Source organism: Pedobacter sp. Hv1 (assembly GCF_001412215.1).
Classification (GTDB): Bacteria; Bacteroidota; Bacteroidia; order Sphingobacteriales; family Sphingobacteriaceae; genus Pedobacter.
In genome coordinates this window covers 25,454-43,872 of the sequence record NZ_LLWP01000010.1, presented here as the reverse complement: position 1 = coordinate 43,872, position 18,419 = coordinate 25,454, and the positions used below count along the sequence as shown (strand labels likewise).

Below are 18,419 nucleotides of genomic sequence, written 5' to 3'. Positions count from 1 at the left end.
CTATGCGGTTAAAACTCCTATTTATTTTTCTCTTACTGGGCATTAGTTTTGGGAGTTTTGCCCAATCTTACAAAAACGAATTCGGTTTCAAAAGCGATAACGATTCTTATCTTTTTGTAGGTCAGGACCGCTATTATACCAATGGGCTTTTCCTCTATTTCCGCCACGCGGCAGATCAGGGAAAACTAAATGGAAAACTGGAGAAAGTGATCTACGAATTTTCTGCCGGACAGAAAATGTACAATGCCATTTCTGGTTATGTACCTAAACTGAGCCAACATGATCGTCCTTTTGCGGGCTACCTTTATGGTGGTGCAGCGGTTAACCTTTTGTATAAAAAAGAAAAGGCATTAAAGTTGGGCATCGAACTCGGAACGGTTGGCCCCGATGCCTTGGGAGAAGAAGCTCAAGAACTGCTCCATAAAATTGCAGGTTTTTACGAACTTAAGGGCTGGGAGTATCAGATCAAGAATGAGTTGGCAGTTAACCTTTCTGCTCAGTATACCAATCTATTGCATCGCTCTGAAAATGGGAAGACAGATTTCTCATTAGAAAGTTATGCAAATCTGGGCACTACCTTTAGTGGAGCTGGTGTAGGTGTTTTGTTCAGAACAGGTAACATTAACCAGTTATTTAATACGGTTTCTACTAACTCTTTGATCAGCAACAATTCAAAAACAGCAAAATTGGTTAAAAATGAGTTGTTCTTTTATGCCAAACCACAACTTAACTATGTGGCTTACGATGCAACAATTGAAGGAAGCATGTTTAACAACAATAGTCCAGTAACATTTGGTGTTAAACCTGTCGTTTTTGCGCAACAACTTGGTTTCAACTATAGCTCATCGCGTTTTACCATAGATTATAGCATCTTATTCAAATCTAAAGAAGTTAAAAGCACAGCAAAAGCACATCAATACGGCACAATAGCGATGTATTACAGGTTTGGAAAATCCTAAAATTAATTATTAAATTCATATAGAATACAATAAAGGGCCATTTTTCAATGGCCCTTTATTGTATGTTTGACTTTTAAAAGTAGGTTAATTTTTAAGCTTCACTTCTTGCTCCTCAAGATATTTTACAATGTATTCTTTTACTTGCATCTTCTTTTGATTATCCGTAATTAAATCATATAAAGGAACCAACCCTTTTTCTGTAACACCAATAAATTTCGCTGTTTCTAGTGTAATACTTTTATACCAATTTGTTATGTTTACAGGAAGAGGAGACAGACTCTTTAATTCTCTTACATCCCCACCTGTGGCTTCATAGTGCAATTTAGCACCCGCATTTGCATTCAGGGCAGCGAGATCTATAGGGCCTAATTCGCCAGTTGGAAGTCCGAAAACTTTCTGCATGGCATATCTTAAACCAGTAGTACTAATTTTTTTTCTATCGTTGTTAGCTGTTTCTGCCTGATAAACTACATTTAGTCTGGCCCCTAACTCTATATCTTTCAGGATATGTGTTCCATATTTTTTCACCAAGTCTTCAGCACTCAATACATTCACATCTTGCACAAAAGAACTAGTGAGGTATTTAAGCATTTCAACATCCCCAGTCATTCTCAGTCTTTTTTGGACACTGATATTTGAATAATAACCATAAAAGTATTTACTATCAAAAACATTAAAATTTGGAAATGCCTTTGAAATTGTTTTCCCAAACATTTTTAAACCTTTCGTTTCATCTAAGCTATTGGATAGTTTACTGCTCAAGTCTGTCGCATTTTCACCACTCCAATTTGACCAATAATATGAAGTGCCTGTACTCACATTAATTCTTGATAAATGATCAATGGCCAATAAGGGGATATTGATTACCGAGGCTCTTACGGCAGCTGCATCAGCATATTTATCCGTAACATCATAACCATAGCCTAAAAAGTTATAGGTAACATTTCCTTCTGAGGTAGTTGGGGCTGGTAGCGCCCACGAAACCGCTATACCGATATCTTTTGGCAAAACAGTTTCTTTTTTTGGAATGTTTTCATTGTTTTTTTTGCACGCACCAAGTGCAGCGCTCAGCATAGCCAAGGCTAGGATTGTTTTTTTCATATTCATTTGTGTATTTGTGTGTAATTTACGGGAGCAATTTTAATGCCGTGATTACAAATGATCAATCAATGCTAGGTCTTTTTCTATTTTCTTTTTTTGAAGAAACAGCGGACTTATGATTTAGCCTTTTCTCAATTACAGCTTTCGGAGTTTTGGTGGGTTTTCTCTTTTTCTGTACATGTAATGACCTGGCCAATAGATCTACCAGTTTAAGAATGGTTCGTTGTTTATTTAAAAGCTGACTTCTATCTTCTTGACTTACAATATGCAAGTTACCTTCGGCATCTAACCTTGTAGCCAATCTTTCTATCAATAGGCTTTTTTGGTCTACAGTAAAAAGCAAAGACTGTTCAATATTAAAGATCAGCTCTACTTTACTCGAAACTTTATTAACGTTTTGCCCGCCTTTACCTCCACTACGTGATGTTTTAAAGGTAAGCTCTTTGATCAATTCTTCTTTTGCGGGTATCATTGTACAAAGATATAGCTTAATTTACTCAATTCTTAGTGCATGGCGCCATGATGAACATTTATAGGCTATCGCTTATCCGTTGGCGAAGATGCCAACGAAAACAGAAAAAACCAATAGCTATAAAGGTTGAAGGTAACATACACGGATTTAGGATAAATATTTTTTGAAGAGCAAGTTCAGTGCTTGTTACTCCTGCAAGTCCTGCTAAACGCTTTACTCCGCTCTCGCTCCGTGTTCGCTAATATCAGGTCTATTTAACAAACAAATTTGCTTTCTATTTTGGCATCCTGCATATTTTCTTCGCTATGGCAAGTGTGCCGCTTTGGTCTTTCTGCCTTAGCATTGTGTTTGATAGCCCCGATTGTAGCGGAAGGCCCGGAATGTAGCGTAGCGAAATGAGGACTTGCAGTGTAAAGCCTGCCTGCGGTAGGTAGGCGGGAACGGCGTTGTGAATAGCACTGAAATTAGGCACTTGTTGGTGTCCTCACCAACGAGTATAAAGATACAAATTTGTTAAGAAAATAACTCATCCGTTGGCGGGGACGCCAACAAATGCAGAGAAAGTGTAAATACTTTAGCCCTTGTTGGCGTCCCCGCCAACATACATAAAGACACACATTTGTTGATGAAAGCTTTGTATAAAACAATTTCAAAGTATTATCTTTGCACTACATGAGAAAAAATCTGGTTGTAGCAATCGATGGCTATTCTTCTTGCGGAAAAAGTACTTTAGCCAAAGCGCTAGCAAAAAAATTAGGTTTTATCTATATCGATAGCGGCGCCATGTATAGAGCAGTTACGCTGTTCTTCATCCGCAACAAGGTTGATATCAACAACCAAGAAGCCGTAAAAGATGCACTGCAACATATTGAGCTTAACTTTCATTCTAGGGATTACGAATCTCACATCCTACTCAATGGCGAAGAAGTTTCTGAAGAAATTAGACAAATGCCAGTTTCTGAAAATGTAAGTGAAGTTTCGGCCAATAAGTTGGTTCGCCACGACATGGTGAAACAACAGCAACGCATGGGTAAATCTAAAAACATTGTAATGGATGGCCGAGACATAGGTACTGCTGTTTTTGAAGACGCCCAGGTTAAATTTTTCATGACAGCTGACCCTAAAATTAGGGCCGAACGCCGCCATAAAGAAATGAGGGCTAAAGGCGACACCAAAACTACCTTAGAAGAGGTTTTCGAAAATTTGGCACACCGCGATTATGCCGATACTACCAGAACCGAAAGTCCGTTGGTTAGAGCCGAAGATGCCATCATTTTAGACAATACCGAACTCAGTGAGGCTGAGCAGCTTGATTTTGCCCTAGCTAAGGTAAATCCCTTCTTAACTCACTAACAAATCCTTACGATATATTTATTTGCCGATCTAAAATAAATTGGTATTTTAGTTAGCAACTATCTATCATCAGCTTATGAAATTTACCCTTCCTAAAACAATCACATTAGCTTTGTTTTTGCTTTCTGGTCTAAATCTCCATGCCCAAAAAAGTGGCTGGATCAATTTATTTAATGGCAAAGACCTTAAAGACTGGACTGTTAAAATAGCCAAACATGAGGTGAACGACAATTATGCCAATACTTTTAGGGTAGAAAATGGTGTAATGAAAGTGAGTTATGATGGTTACAAAGAATTTGACCAACAATACGGCCATATCTTTTATAAAAAACCGTTTTCTACCTATCTATTAAAAGTAGAATACCGTTTTGTAGGCGAACAGGTTAAAGGCGGTGAAGGTTGGGCATTAAGAAATAGTGGTGCCATGTTACATGGACAAGCACCAGAAACAATGCTCAAAGACCAAGATTTTCCAATTTCTATTGAAGGCCAACTTTTAGGTGGCGACGGGGTAAACCCTCGACCTACAGGAAATGTATGTACACCAGGCACTACCATATTTGTGAATGGCAAATTGTTTACGCCACATTGTTTAGATTCTAAATCGAAAACTTACGCTGGCGAACAATGGGTTACTGCAGAGTTTTTGGTATTGGGCGATTCTGTGATCAAACACATCATCAATAAGGACACTGTTTTAACCTATACCAAACCACAAATTGGTGGTGGCAATGTTTCTAACTTTGATCCAAAAGTAAAACAAGATGGTAAAGCACTTACAGGTGGTTACATTTCTTTACAGAGCGAAAGCCATCCAATAGAGTTTAGAAAAGTGGCACTTTTTGACCTGGCTCCTTATTACAAGGACAAGAAAAAACTAGAAAAGATCTTGGCTAAACTAAGGGAAGAATAGCTTGCCAATTTTTCGAAAAAATCATTACTGAGGCATCTATGTTTTGAGCACCACAAAGAAGAAATACTTATGAAGAGACTGCCATTTTTGATCTTATTTTTATGCTTCAGTACACTTTCCTTTGCTCAAAAGTATTATACGGTTAAGGAAATCCCTAACCCAAAAACTGCTGGACAAGACTATTTTGTAAGTAACCCCGATGGTATATTAGGTAATGTTCATGCCTTAAACCAACTCATTACCGAAATAGAAAATCAGACCAAGGTAGAAATAGCGGTAGTTGCCGTTAAAAATTTTGAAGAAAACAGCGAAGACTTTGAGTTTGCAAAAGCACTTTTTGAAGAATGGGGAATTGGAAAAGCCAAAGCCAATAATGGGTTGCTGCTATTGATAGCCACCGATAGAAGAAAATATCGTTTCATTACAGGAACTGGAATTGAAGGCCTATTACCCGATGTAACCTTAAAACAGATAGGCGATCAGATTTTAGTACCTGCATTTAAAGAGGAACGTTATGAAGATGGTGTACTTTCGGCACTACGCTCTATTCAAAGCCGATTAACCAACCCTACAAATCAGGCCGAAGTACAACAACTTGCTACAACAGCAGCAACAAAAAGTAACAATTGGACCTATCCCTTAATTTATTCTGCGTTGATTATCCTATTATTTGTTGGGATTTCAAAAATCATTAACAGACAATCAGGCCAGAGCCAAAAGTTTAGCAAAAACAATCAGAATGGTTATGATGCTTTTGCAATCAAGGGATGCGGCAGTCTGTTTTTCTTTGTTTTCATTTCCATATTCGTAATGGTTTTTACAGGCAGTTTTGGCCTTTTCAAAAACATAGGTATAGCCGATATTCCAATAATTGTATACGTCGTTCTGGCCATTTTTCTATTCTTCAGGTATTTTTCGGCCATTGCCAATTTAAGAAGAGCCCATAACGACGACGAGAACTTTTTTGAGGCCGTTAAAACTTTTCATCGCAAAAATTGGTGGTTGGTGATTTTTTCTCCAATAATTCTAGTGGCCCTAATTATTCATAGTCTTAAAAAAGCAAAAACAGTTGAGCGTTTTAAACCTATTGAAGACAGTAAAAAAAGACAAATGATCCGTTTGGATAGAGATGAAAATGTAGAGGGTAAACCATTTTTAAGCAAAGGGCAACGCGAAGAAGAAATCATTAAGGCCTACGATTACGACATTTGGGAAAGTCCAGATCATAGCGAACATATCATTAAAGCTTGGCCAGCAGAAGCCTACCGTAGTTTTACCGAATGTCCTAAATGTAATTTCCGTACCTATAGCTTAAATAAACAAGAAACGATAAAAGCAGCTACCTATAGCGCAGCCGGTCAAGCAAAATTAGTGAACGAATGTTGCAATTGTAAGCATGTAGAATTTATAAAATGGGTAACTTTGGCCATGTTGGTCGAATCTAGTTCTTCTAGTAGCTCATCCTCTGGCGGCAGCTCATCCTCTTCATCAAGCAGTGGCAGTTTTGGTGGTGGTAGCAGTAGTGGCGGTGGTGCTGGGGGAAGCTGGTAGTTCGAATAAACTTATATATTATGATTAGAAATTTATTGGTTTTAGCTGTATTGCTTATTTTATCATTGTCTGGTAAAGCGCAAGATATGTATCGTGTAAAGGCAGACAAATTAAATGTGCGAGCAAGCAACGATCCAAAAGGTAAGGTAATTGGATTTATACCGCAAAATGAAAATGTGTTGGTGTTAGACTCTTCAGATGCCAAATACTTTAAAGTGAAGGTAAAAAATGCAGAAGGCTGGGTAAGTAGTTCGTTTTTAGAGAAAATTGCAGCCGCTCCATCAAAACCTGTACAAGCACAACCTGCCATAGCTGCCGAAAAACCTGGGAAAGACTACTCTAGCATCATCTTTTTTTCAATTGTAGCCATAGCATCGTTAAGCATTCTCTTCTTTACCTTTAAATATGCCTTTGGCAATAAGGTTTTGGTTGCAATTACTACCATCATAGTCATTGCAGTAGGCTATTTCTGTTACACCACTTTTATTAAGGAAAAGACCTTGTCTGGCGTGTTTAATAGCGATAGTGATACCCAATACCAATCTTTTGATTTCAAGGGCAAAAACTTGGTAGAGGTAAAAGATAATTATGCCGATTCTACATTTACAGCTAATTATGTAATTGAGGGCGATATCATCAAATTGCAACAACAGCAGAATACTATCTTACTCATGATCAGAGATGAACATACCTTAATTGGCGAAGGTTTTACCAAAGGGGTTTACACTAAGAAATAAAAAGCTCTTTTAAAGTGAATTATTTAACACATAGAAAACATAGACTTAGTTGCCTTATCTTATTAAAGAATTGTTATGCTGAGCCTGTCGAAGCATTATTTCTTGCATTTTGTTAATCGGGATTTGTAATCCCGATTTGCCTAACTTCGGATTTGTAATCCGCCTTAACCAGCTGAACCAGCCCAATTAAACCCGATTGCAGTGAAAAGTCCGCAATGGAGCACAGCGAAATGAGGACTTGGAACGAAAAAGCGGGACTAACATTGAAAAAAGCTACCGAACCTGCTTTACTGATTAAATTAAAAGCTTAAAATTTGATGCGCTTAATTTTACTACTTTTATACTTTATATAACATACTTTTGACTATATACTTAATTATCAGCAACATTTATTAAAAAAATCTTTTCTTTTAAAAAAGAAATTTCTACCTTTGCAGTCCCTAAATAGGGAACAAAGGAGATTATTAATTAATGGCTAAAAAACAAGTAGCAGAAAAAGAACTAGAGGCTAAAACAGCCGAACTACAAGGTGCAGACGCTCGTCTAACCGAGAAAGAAACAATTGAGTCAGAAGCTGATTCGGTTTCTATCGAACAAATCAAATCATCATTAGCAACACCAGATCAAGATTTTGATTGGGATGCAGATGATAAAGTATTTGGTAACTACAGTGACGCAGACCGTAAAAAGTTTGAAGATATGTACACAGATACTTTCAACCAAATCACTCAAGGCGAAATCATTAGTGGTATCGTTGTATCAATCAACAACAAAGACGTAGTATTAAATGTTGGCTTTAAATCTGACGGTTTAGTTTCTACTTCTGAGTTTAGAGATACACCTGATTTGAAAATTGGCGATTCAGTGGATGTTTTCGTAGAAGCTCCAGAAGATGCGAATGGTCAGTTGATTTTATCTCGCAAGAGAGCAAAAACACAACGTTCTTGGGAAACCATCAACGCTGCGCTTGACAATGACACCATTATCAATGGTTTCGTGAAGAGCCGTACTAAAGGTGGTTTAATTGTTGACATCATGGGTGTAGAAGCATTCTTACCAGGATCACAAATCGACATTAAACCTATCCGCGATTACGATGTATACGTGGGTAAAACAATGGAATTCAAAGTTGTTAAAATTAACCATGAGTTTAAAAACGTAGTAGTTTCTCATAAAATCTTAATTGAAGACGATTTAGAAAGCCAAAAAGTTGAAATCGTTTCTAAATTAGAAAAAGGACAAGTATTAGAAGGTACTGTGAAAAACATTACTGACTTTGGTGTGTTCATCGATTTAGGCGGTGTTGACGGTTTATTGCACATTACTGATATTTCTTGGGGCCGCATAGAGCATCCAAAAGAAGTATTGTCATTAGACGAAAAAATCAACGTTGTTGTTTTAGACTTTGATGATGAGAAAAAACGTATCGCTTTAGGCTTGAAACAATTAACTCCACACCCTTGGGAAAACTTAGATGCTAACTTAGCTGTTGGTTCTAAAGTTAAAGGTAAAATTGTTACTGTAGCTGATTACGGTGCTTTCTTAGAAATCATTCCAGGTGTTGAAGGTTTGATCCACGTTTCAGAAATGAGCTGGTCACAAAACTTACGTTCACCTCAAGAATTCTTGAAAGTTGGCGATGAAATCGAAGCTGAAGTTTTAACTTTAGACAGAGACGAGCGCAAAATGAGCTTAGGTATCAAACAATTAACTCAAGATCCATGGGGTAATGTTGCAGAAAGATATCCAATTGGAAGCAAACACAAAGCTGTAGTTAAAAACATGACTAACTTCGGTGTATTTGTTGAAATTGAAGAAGGAATTGATGGTTTAATCCACATTTCTGACCTTTCTTGGAGCAAAAAAGTTAACCACCCTAACGAGTTTACTAAAGTTGGTGATACCTTAGATGTTGTTGTTTTAGAACTTGATGTTGAAAACCGCAAATTAAGCTTAGGTCACAAACAATTAGAAGAAAACCCTTGGGATACTTTCGAAACTATCTTTACCCTTGATTCAGTTCATACAGGTACAGTAGTTAAAGTAACTGATAAAGGTGCTGTTATTGCTTTACCATACGGTGTAGAAGGTTTCGTACCAACTAAACACATGGCTAAAGAAGATGGTTCTGTAATCAAAGCTGAAGAAACCAACGATTTCAAAATCATTGAGTTTAACAAAGATGCTAAACGTATCGTTGTTTCTCACGCCCGTATCTGGGAAGAGGCTAAAGCTGAAGCTTTACAAGAAGAAAGAGCTACTAAGAAAAAAGAAGCGAAAGCATCTAGCACAGCTGTTAAAAAAGTAAAAGATTCTGTAGAGAAATCTACTTTAGGTGATCTTAGCGTTCTTGCTCAATTAAAAGAGCAAATGGAAGGCGAAGAAAGCAAAAAAAAATCTAAATAATTTTAACATGCTTAGTCAGGATTTTTAATCCAGACTGATATATAATTCAAAAGCTCTCGATGAAAATCGGGAGCTTTTTTTGTTTACCAGAATCTGCCATTGCTGTTACTTGTTGAATAAACCTAATCTTATTTAATGGCTAATGGCAAAACAATGGCATTGTCCATGGCTCTCTCCTGCCCCGCCTGTACTAAAACAGCCCCCATACCATTGGGTTGATTATCAAAAGCATTAGCTCCTAGCAATATTTCCATTCCATCGCCTTAAAACCACTCAGATTTTCTATTTTTGAGAATCAAATCTATCTACTCATGAAGAAATTCGCATTCATTACGCTACTTACGGCAATTACCTATTTAGCCAATGGGCAAATCACAGTGCCAACCAACAAAACATTTGTCGATATCATACCCAACCCTGCGATTGCTCAATTTGGCAATCCAAAAAGTGCTTTTACCATTAATGCCAATACGCTCATTTATGTCCAAAATGATTCTTTAATCAATTCGGCCAATTTCTTGAAAGATTATATCCAAAAAAACTACAATCGTACACTTCAAATATCAAGCACCAAACGAGCTCAAAACACCATTAACCTTATTTCGCAAACAACTTTTCAGAATTTTAAGGATAGTTATAGCTTAACTGCTACTGAAACCGGGATCACCATCAATGGAAATTCGGCCGCAGGTGTTTTTTATGGCACGCAATCCATAATTCAACTTTTGCCAACTGCAAAATCTTCAATTCTTAAAATACCTGCCATTACCATTATAGATTATCCTCGTTTTGATTACCGTGGTATGCATTTAGATGTAAGCCGCCATTTCTTTGATGTAGCCTTTGTTAAAAAATATATTGATTACTTAGCTCTCCATAAAATGAACTATTTCCATTGGCATTTGACTGATGACCATGGATGGCGTATGGAAATCAAGAAATATCCTAAACTAACCGAAATTGGCGCTTGGCGAGATGGAAGCATCATTGGTCTTTGGCCAGGAAAAGGAAATGAAGGCATCAAATATCAAGTTTTACCAAATGAAGTAAAGATTACCCCAAGTGACGCGGTAATTAAAACCGATGGCATTAAACATGGTGGTTTTTATACACAAGAAGAAATCAAAGACGTAATTGCCTATGCGGCCAAACGTTACATTACCATCATCCCCGAAATAGAAATGCCTGCACATAGCATGGCTGCTTTGGCTGCTTACCCCGAATTTGGCACGGAGCCGACTAAAAAATACGAAGTTGCCCAAACTTGGGGAATGATGAATAAATACAATAATGTATTTGCACCTACAGAAAAAACATTCAAATTTTTAGAAGATGTGTTAACCGAAGTAATGGATTTATTCCCTTCGCAATACATCCACATTGGTGGAGATGAGGCATCTAAAGTTTGGTGGAGACAATCTTTGGCCACTCAACAAATGATGAAGGCCAATAACCTAAAAGACGAGAATGCCTTGCAAAGCTATTTTATTCAAAGGATAGAAAAATTTGTGAACAGCAAAGGTAAAACCATTATTGGTTGGGACGAGATTTTAGATGGTGGCTTAGCGCCAAATGCCATAGTAATGAGCTGGCGTGGCGAAAAGGGAGGCATTGCTGCAGCCAAAGAAAACCATAAAGTGATCATGACACCTGAGACCAAACTCTACCTTAACCATGCACAATTTGTAAAAGAAGACAGCTTAACCGCAGCCAAACTACTCACTTTAGAAACCGTTTATAATTACGACCCCATTCCTACAGAATTAACACCTGCCCAAAGCAAATTTGTTTGGGGTGCACAAGGTAATTTATGGTCTGAATACATTGCCAATCCTGCCAAGGCAGAGTACATGATCTTTCCAAGATTGGATGCATTGAGTGAAATTTTATGGACACCAAAGGAAAAAAGAAATTATCCTGATTTTCAAAAGAGATTAAAAACCCAACTGAAACGATACGATTTAATGGGGATTACTTACAGCAGAAGGTATTTGGAAAATTAATTCTTCTTTACTGTAATTTTTGATGCCCAAAGCTTACTAACTGAACATATTTAAACAGTTAAATCAAGCCAAATGGAAAATCAAACTTCGGGCCTTGCCATTCCAGCATTCCTAATTATCGTTGTGTCTACAACTGAAACTTCTTATTTCATTAAATATCCACTATTAATTGTGGCGGTTATTTCTTTGATTATTGCGATCAATAAATACCATAAAGAAAGAAAAACCAAAGTTGTTGACCAAGAAAATAAGACCAACAGCTAACATGACGGAAAAGTCTTATCTCCAAAAAATAGAAGAACATAAGGGCATCATCTTTAAAGTGGTGAATCTTTATGCAGACGATCTGGAGGACAGAAAAGATTTATATCAGGAAATTGTCTATCAGAGTTGGAGTGCCTATGCTAGGTTTCAAGGTAACTCCAAGTTCTCTACCTGGTTATATCGCATCAGTTTAAATGTGGCACTTACGCATTTGAACAAAAGAAAAAAGCGGGGAGAAATTAAAGGAGAAAGTACAGCCGAGCCACGTTTTGATCCTCCAGAACTCTCCGAACGGGCCGATTTTCTGTACAGGGCCATCAAGCAGCTTACCGAAATAGACAGGAGTATCATTATGCTGCACTTGGATGGTTTTGACAATACCGAAATCAGCGAAATAACAGGACTCTCTAAAAGCAATACCAACGTTAAACTACATCGAATTAAACAACAACTTAGCACAATCTTAAATGGAAAATAGCCTCAACTTAGCGCAAGAATGGCAAAATATGTCGGCCGAAATTATTTCAAAACAACAAGATAACGATCCTTCAACTATGCTACTAGATGGGCAATCGCATGGTTTATTGCAATCTTTATTGTTTAAACTGAAATGGAAGTTAAGATGGATCCGTATTATTGACATCCCCCTATTGATAATTGCTTTTTTTGCAAGTGGCGATTTACAGATCGTACTGCTAGTGCTGTTTGCCACCTATGAAATTTTTAGGGGTTTGGCCATCATAGAATTTAACAAGATCAAAACAGGTGTAGATTACAATGCCAATGCCAAGCAACTCTTAACTGTCAACCTAAAAGCCATTAAAAGCATTTTAAAGATAGAAAACATTTATGGCTATATCTTTTTACCACTATCTGGTCCAATTGGGCTGTTGGTTTATAAACTATATGCTCATCAAAGTTTTGAAAATATAGTTATCGGAGCCAATCTGTTTTGGCAGCTCGGACTATTGCTCATTGTTGGTATATCATTAATATATGTGACAAGAAAGATGAACGACAGTTTATTTGCCCAGCATATTGAAGACCTTAAGGCTAAGATAGCTCAGTTAGAGAATTAAGTATTTTAAACATTAATTAAGTTTTTAGTTCATAAATTTTGAGTTTAGTATTTACAATGATATATTTATTGGAGATAAGACTTATTAATGGAAAACCAAAACATAAACCTATGCGCTTGTTGTGCACATCACTATGAATCAATAGATATTTTTTGCAATACATGTGGATATCCCTTACAAGGAACCAAACAGCAACAGGATGCTTTTATTGCTAACAGAACGGTTAAAGAAATAGACCTTGTTGATTTGAAGAAAAAGATAGAGAGTGCCCGTAATTCTTTATATATTATTACTGCTTTTTTAGGGATTTCTGGGCTATTTGGTTTATTTTTTATTAAAGAAGGCGATGACCTCTTCTATTATTTAATAAGCTATGTAATTTTAGTTGGTGCATTTTTAGCCTTTGCGGTATGGAGTAAGACTAAACCTGCGAGTGCATTGATTTCCGGTTTATCACTTTATGTCATCGTTCAACTATTAAATATCATTGCTGACCCCGCCACACTTTTTTCAGGAATAATTATTAAAGTATTAATTATTGCCTATTTGATTAAGGGAATTATAGCTGTATTAGAGGTTGATAAGATCAAAAAAGAGTTAAATATCAAATAATTGGATTCTCAAGAGACCATATACAGACTTTGCCCCAACTGTCAAAATAATATTCCAGAACAAAACAATTTTTGTAGCATTTGCGGACATGCCCAAAACCATGAAGAAGTTAAGTTCCATGGCAAAAAGAGACAAAATCTTAATCAAGTTGCATTATTCTTTGCAATTGAAATCATTATCTGCATCTCTGCGGGATTAATATCAGAGCATACAATACTTATAGCTTTATTTTTTGACCTGATTATGGCTTTAACTGCAATTCTGTTTTTCGCCTACAGTTGGCAAGAAAATAAGTTTTTATTAAAGTGGCCTAACTTCTCAATCAAAAAAGTATCTGCACTCATCGCACTTACCCTTATTGCCTCTTTTGGTGTACAATTTCTGGTTGGTCACTTAAATCAACTTGTTTTTAATAAGGATTATACTTTTTATTACACTTATGCTTTCCATGATTATGGAAATTACATAATGATCATTTCAGTGGCCCTATTTCCAGCATTGTTTGAGGAGTTGGCCTATAGGGGCTTTTTAATGCAAAGGCTATTAAATATTGTTGACGAAAAAGAAGCTATCTATATCACATCGATATTATTCTTTTTCATCCATTTTAGTATGATTTCATTTTTCTGGATGTTACCATTTGGATTAGTATTGGCCTATGTCAGAATAAAAACCAATACCTTGTGGTATGGCATAGTTATGCATTTCTTTTTTAACCTATGTGCATGCCTGATAGAAATTTATAATTATGGCAGCTTCTAATGTATCAATTGCTGTACCGCCTGCAATTGATAAGCCCCTGGGGTAACCCCAACCACTTTTTTAAAAGCCCTGATAAAATAGTTCGAATCAGTAAAGCCCAACTCATAACTAATGGCAGCAATCTTATTTCCGCGATGCGAGAGCAGTTCTTTCGCTTTGTTCATTTTTTCGCTCAAAATATAATCGTTTGGACTAATTCCCAGCTCTCGTTTAAACAAGCGATAGAAAGTAGCTTTGCTCATGCAAGCTTTATTACTCAAACTATCAATACTTATTTTCTCGTTAAGGTTAGCCTTGATATATCCCATCACATACGACAAAGGATTTTGGTTAACACCAACATGATCGTCATTAAAAGATTTTAAATTTTGGCTTTGCATAATCCTGATTAACAATTCTTTTAAGGTCAGATCAGCTAGCACATCTTTTTCTTTCGATTTTTCTGAGCAAATCCTGATCACTTTATTGATCAGGTAAGCAATCTCTTCATTGTTATAAAAATGATATTCATCGTAGTTCAATAACCATTTGCTTTTGCTATCCTCTTTCGGAAAAAACTCGTTCAGGTAACTTAATGTTTTCTTAATTTGTTCGTTATCTATGGCCAAAGCAATACACTGGGTTGGGTTGGCATCACTTGCTTCCGGAAAGTCGATTTTCATGGTTACAGCAGGCGGCACAATCACCGTTTCTCCAGGAAAATAGTCAAACCCTTGTTTATCGAACAAGTGCATTACCTTTTTCCCACGTAACATGCTAGTAATTACAAAATCGTTAAAAGTTAAGGGCACCTTATAAGATGTAGTATAAGTTTCAAAAACATTTAACTCGCAGCGTTCAAGCGTGTAGGCCGTCCTGTTTTCTACCAGTGTCTGTAAATTTTCAACTTTGCTCAGGTTCACTTCATTTAAGATATGCTGCATGTCCTTGATCAGATTTGGTTAGCAATTAAGGTATAATCAAATATAACTTTATTTCATTAAGGTTACACGGGCTGCAACTATAATGCTACTATATGAAACGATTATACTATCTCTTCGGTATGCTTTGCCACTAGGTTTGTAAGAACCAAATTTTATGTAAACATGGAAAATATAGTAAAAAGACCAACCTTCAAACCGCAGTATGACAATTACATTGGCGGAAAATTTGTTGCTCCGGTTAAAGGAGTTTATTTTGATAACATTTCTCCTATTGATGGAAAAGTATTTGCCAAAGCAGCCAGATCTAGCAAAGAAGATGTAGAACTCGCTTTGGATGCTGCCCACGAAGCCTTTAAAACATGGAGCAAAAGCGCTCCTACCTACAGAAGTAACATTCTTTTAAAGATTGCTCAAAAGATTGAAGATAACCTAGAATATCTAGCTACCGTAGAGACCATTGACAATGGTAAAGCCATAAGAGAAACATTAGCCGCAGATTTACCACTTGTAGTAGACCATTTCAGGTACTTTGCAGGGGTGATCAGAGCTGATGAAGGTTCTATTTCTGAACATGATGAAAACACCGTAAGCATTGCCCTACACGAACCTATTGGCGTAGTAGCGCAGATCATTCCATGGAATTTCCCTTTGTTAATGGCAACCTGGAAAATTGCACCAGCCTTAGCAGCAGGTTGTTGTACAGTAGTAAAACCAGCCGAACAAACTCCGGTTTCCATTATGGTTTTAATGGAATTGATTGGCGATTTATTGCCTCCAGGCGTTTTGAATGTGGTAAATGGTTATGGTATTGAAGTAGGTAAACCATTGGCCACCTCATCCAGAATTTCGAAAGTTGCCTTTACCGGAAGTACAACATCGGGAAGATTGATTATGCAATATGCGGCAGAAAATATTATCCCCTCAACCATGGAGTTGGGTGGTAAATCGCCAAACATATTTTTCGAATCTGTAGCTGCTGAAGATGACGCCTTTTTTGATAAGGCTATAGAAGGGGCAGTGATGTTTGCCCTTAACCAAGGTGAAATTTGTACCTGTCCATCCAGGTTGTTGATACAAGAAAGTATCTACGAGAAATTTATAGAAAGAGTAATTGTCAGAACTAAAGCCATTAAAATTACCCATCCTTTAGACAAAACAAGTATGATGGGTGCCCAAACCTCTAATGAGCAATACCAGAAAATACTTTCTTACCTTAAAATTGGCAAAGAAGAAGGAGCCGAAGTTTTAATTGGTGGCGAGGCCAATCAATTAGAAGGAGAATTGGGAACAGGTTATTACATCGAACCAACCATTCTAAAAGGTCACAACAAAATGCGCATATTCCAAGAAGAGATCTTTGGCCCAGTGGTTTGTGTAACTACTTTTAAAACTGTTGAAGAAGCGATAGAAATTGCAAACGATACGCTATATGGCCTAGGTGCTGGCGTTTGGACCCGTGATTCGCACGAATTGTATCAGGTTCCGAGAGCCATTGAGGCAGGCAGAGTTTGGGTAAACCAATACCACGCCTACCCTGCACATGCTCCATTTGGTGGGTACAAAAAATCTGGTTTTGGCAGAGAGAACCATAAAATGATGCTCGACCATTACCGCAGCACCAAAAATATGCTCATTTCTTACGACAAGAATAAATTAGGCTTCTTTTAAACGAGAACTTGTTCATTAAAAAACTGGAGGGTCGTTTAACATTTGGTTTGATTAAGCGGCTCTCCTTTAAAAAAGAAGATATGGCAACACAAAGAATTTTGGCCACAGAAGGCGCCAAAGCAGTAATCGCGAAGTTAAAGGCCGAGTATGGTGCACTAATGTTCCATCAAAGTGGTGGATGTTGTGAAGGCTCTTATCCGCATTGCTTTGAAAAGGGTGGTTTTTTAATTGGCTCCAATGATGTTTGCATCGGAGCAATTGAAGATTGTCCTTTCTATATGGCAGCAGACCAATTTGAGTATTGGAAACACACCCAATTAACCTTGGCGGCCATGGAAGGCAGAGCAGCAAGCTTCTCTCTAGAATCTACTATTGATATGGGATTTTACATCGAATCGCGGTTATTTACAGAAGATGAGCTAAAAGATTTGGCTCCTATTGAGCAAGGTTAGTTTAAAAAGAAGTCGATTGGTGTTTTTTATGAGCTAAATTTCTGGTTTTCCATAAATAAATCGAATATTTGAGCACAAATAAATTACCATGCGAAAAATATTGGCTATACTCTGCACTTTAATTACGCTATATGCACTTAAAGAAACGGTTGTGATCTTCATTTCTAAAGACACAGAGGTTATTGCTAAAAGAGAAATTTTAATTGTAATTGCCTTAAGTATTACGGTCCCTTTAGCCATCCTATCTTTATGGCTATGGAAACCCAAACACACTAAAGTTGAAAATCATCAATAATTAGATATTATGGCATTTACCGAAGACCAATTAAAAGAAATGGCCCTGCAATTGAGTTGCCCCAATGGGGATAACGGTGTTGGAGTAGCTGACTTGATGCACGACACCAATTTTGGCATGAGTAAAAGCACCATTGATGCTTTAAAAATAGTTGATCATGATTCAATATTAGAACTTGGCCATGGTAATGGAAAGCATATTGCCACAATCATGCAGACAGCTGAAAATGTGAGTTACAGTGGTTTAGAAATCTCTGAACTGATGAAACAGGAGGCCGAATCTTTAAACATTGCCCATACTTCATTTCATCTCTATAACGGAGAAATCATTCCCTTTAAAGCTGAACAATTTACCAAGGCCATGACCGTAAATACCATTTATTTCTGGAAAAACCCCGTAGCACTATTAAATGAGGTTTATCGAGTATTGAAACCAGGTGGTCTTTTCTGTATCACCTTTGCCCAAAAAGAATTTATGGAAATGTTGCCTTTTACCCAACATGGTTTTAACCTTTACGATAGTGCTAAACTAGAAAAGCTAGTTCAACAAAGCCCATTTCAACTCATCGATTTAACCAATCAAACCGAATTGGTTAAAAGTAAGGCAGACGAAATGGTAGAAAGATTATATACTGTAGCTACTTTACAAAAATAAATTAACTTGAGTTCTAGTTAAGAAATCTAACTTTAGAACCATCTCAAGCCTAAGTACCATCTCAACGTTCCACTAAAATCGGCCTTGGCCTGTTCGGAATGCAAGAATAAGCCTAATTACTTCCTTTAATAGAACAGGGCGCAGCCGCGGCTTTTTTTGCATACTTTTTTCAGCTGAAGGAAAAAAGTTTGTCCGCGAAGCTACAGAACCATTAA

Annotated in this window: 20 protein-coding genes; 16 read left to right on the top strand and 4 right to left on the bottom strand. The window is 37.1% G+C overall.

The window, feature by feature from the left end; all coding sequences use genetic code 11:
* Positions 1 to 2: 2 nt before the first annotated feature.
* The gene (locus tag AQF98_RS19235) at positions 3 to 959 is read left to right on the top strand and encodes a lipid A deacylase LpxR family protein (protein WP_055133614.1); all 957 of its coding nucleotides are present in this window, start codon (positions 3 to 5) and stop codon (positions 957 to 959) included.
* 84 nt (positions 960 to 1,043) lie between these two features.
* Here the strand turns inward: AQF98_RS19235 and AQF98_RS19230 are convergent, their stop codons facing one another.
* Positions 1,044 to 2,060 (bottom strand): MAC/perforin domain-containing protein, encoded by a 1,017-nt coding sequence (locus AQF98_RS19230; RefSeq protein WP_055133613.1) that lies wholly within the window; start codon positions 2,058 to 2,060, stop codon positions 1,044 to 1,046.
* Positions 2,061 to 2,121: 61 nt separating this feature from the next.
* Positions 2,122 to 2,532, bottom strand: a complete 411-nt coding sequence (gene arfB, locus AQF98_RS19225) for an alternative ribosome rescue aminoacyl-tRNA hydrolase ArfB (RefSeq protein WP_055133612.1) — start codon at positions 2,530 to 2,532, stop codon at positions 2,122 to 2,124.
* A gap of 672 nt (positions 2,533 to 3,204) precedes the next feature.
* Here arfB and cmk point away from each other — a divergent pair.
* From cmk to rpsA, 5 genes are all read left to right on the top strand, one after another.
* Positions 3,205 to 3,885 (top strand): (d)CMP kinase, encoded by a 681-nt coding sequence (gene cmk / locus AQF98_RS19220; RefSeq protein ID WP_055133611.1) that lies wholly within the window; start codon positions 3,205 to 3,207, stop codon positions 3,883 to 3,885.
* A 76-nt stretch (positions 3,886 to 3,961) separates the two neighbouring features.
* On the top strand, positions 3,962 to 4,798 hold the full coding sequence (locus AQF98_RS19215; protein WP_055133610.1) for a DUF1080 domain-containing protein: 837 nt from the start codon (positions 3,962 to 3,964) through the stop codon (positions 4,796 to 4,798).
* A 69-nt stretch (positions 4,799 to 4,867) separates the two neighbouring features.
* On the top strand, positions 4,868 to 6,349 hold the full coding sequence (locus tag AQF98_RS19210; RefSeq protein WP_055133609.1) for a YgcG family protein: 1,482 nt from the start codon (positions 4,868 to 4,870) through the stop codon (positions 6,347 to 6,349).
* A 20-nt stretch (positions 6,350 to 6,369) separates the two neighbouring features.
* Complete coding sequence (locus AQF98_RS19205) at positions 6,370 to 7,086, top strand: SH3 domain-containing protein (RefSeq protein WP_055133608.1); 717 nt, start codon at positions 6,370 to 6,372, stop codon at positions 7,084 to 7,086.
* A 471-nt stretch (positions 7,087 to 7,557) separates the two neighbouring features.
* Entirely contained in the window at positions 7,558 to 9,492 is a 1,935-nt protein-coding gene (gene rpsA / locus AQF98_RS19200; RefSeq protein ID WP_055133607.1) for a 30S ribosomal protein S1, read from the top strand.
* Positions 9,493 to 9,620: 128 nt separating this feature from the next.
* Here rpsA and AQF98_RS22405 read toward each other — a convergent pair whose 3' ends face one another.
* Entirely contained in the window at positions 9,621 to 9,746 is a 126-nt protein-coding gene (locus AQF98_RS22405) for a hypothetical protein (RefSeq protein ID WP_255352940.1), read from the bottom strand.
* Between the two features lie 57 nt (positions 9,747 to 9,803).
* Between AQF98_RS22405 and AQF98_RS19195 the strand changes: the two genes are divergently transcribed.
* From AQF98_RS19195 to AQF98_RS19170, 6 genes are all read left to right on the top strand, one after another.
* On the top strand, positions 9,804 to 11,495 hold the full coding sequence (locus AQF98_RS19195; protein WP_055133606.1) for a beta-N-acetylhexosaminidase: 1,692 nt from the start codon (positions 9,804 to 9,806) through the stop codon (positions 11,493 to 11,495).
* 72 nt (positions 11,496 to 11,567) lie between these two features.
* Entirely contained in the window at positions 11,568 to 11,759 is a 192-nt protein-coding gene (locus tag AQF98_RS19190) for a hypothetical protein (protein WP_055133605.1), read from the top strand.
* A 1-nt stretch (position 11,760) separates the two neighbouring features.
* Positions 11,761 to 12,237, top strand: coding sequence for an RNA polymerase sigma factor (locus AQF98_RS19185; protein ID WP_055133604.1), 477 nt, complete (start codon positions 11,761 to 11,763; stop codon positions 12,235 to 12,237).
* Positions 12,227 to 12,838: a hypothetical protein gene (locus AQF98_RS19180; RefSeq protein ID WP_055133603.1), complete on the top strand. Its 612-nt coding sequence runs from the start codon at positions 12,227 to 12,229 to the stop codon at positions 12,836 to 12,838. The genes AQF98_RS19185 and AQF98_RS19180 overlap by 11 nt, the downstream gene beginning before the upstream one ends.
* 87 nt (positions 12,839 to 12,925) lie before the next feature.
* Complete coding sequence (locus AQF98_RS19175) at positions 12,926 to 13,450, top strand: hypothetical protein (RefSeq protein WP_055133602.1); 525 nt, start codon at positions 12,926 to 12,928, stop codon at positions 13,448 to 13,450.
* Positions 13,451 to 14,212: a CPBP family intramembrane glutamic endopeptidase gene (locus AQF98_RS19170; protein WP_152969768.1), complete on the top strand. Its 762-nt coding sequence runs from the start codon at positions 13,451 to 13,453 to the stop codon at positions 14,210 to 14,212.
* Here AQF98_RS19170 and AQF98_RS19165 read toward each other — a convergent pair.
* Positions 14,209 to 15,135 carry an AraC family transcriptional regulator gene (locus AQF98_RS19165; RefSeq protein ID WP_055133600.1) on the bottom strand — a complete coding sequence of 309 codons (927 nt, stop codon included), beginning with the start codon at positions 15,133 to 15,135 and terminating at the stop codon, positions 14,209 to 14,211. The genes AQF98_RS19170 and AQF98_RS19165 overlap by 4 nt on opposite strands.
* 162 nt (positions 15,136 to 15,297) lie before the next feature.
* Between AQF98_RS19165 and AQF98_RS19160 the strand changes: the two genes are divergently transcribed.
* From AQF98_RS19160 to AQF98_RS19145, 4 genes are all read left to right on the top strand, one after another.
* A complete protein-coding gene (locus AQF98_RS19160) occupies positions 15,298 to 16,803 on the top strand; it encodes an aldehyde dehydrogenase family protein (RefSeq protein WP_055133599.1) in 1,506 nt (501 codons plus the stop codon).
* A gap of 80 nt (positions 16,804 to 16,883) precedes the next feature.
* A complete protein-coding gene (locus AQF98_RS19155; protein ID WP_055133637.1) occupies positions 16,884 to 17,255 on the top strand; it encodes a DUF779 domain-containing protein in 372 nt (123 codons plus the stop codon).
* 88 nt (positions 17,256 to 17,343) lie between these two features.
* Positions 17,344 to 17,550 carry a hypothetical protein gene (locus tag AQF98_RS19150; protein ID WP_055133598.1) on the top strand — a complete coding sequence of 69 codons (207 nt, stop codon included), beginning with the start codon at positions 17,344 to 17,346 and terminating at the stop codon, positions 17,548 to 17,550.
* Positions 17,551 to 17,559: 9 nt separating this feature from the next.
* Positions 17,560 to 18,204, top strand: a complete 645-nt coding sequence (locus AQF98_RS19145; protein WP_082435187.1) for a class I SAM-dependent methyltransferase — start codon at positions 17,560 to 17,562, stop codon at positions 18,202 to 18,204.
* Positions 18,205 to 18,419: the final 215 nt, after the last annotated feature.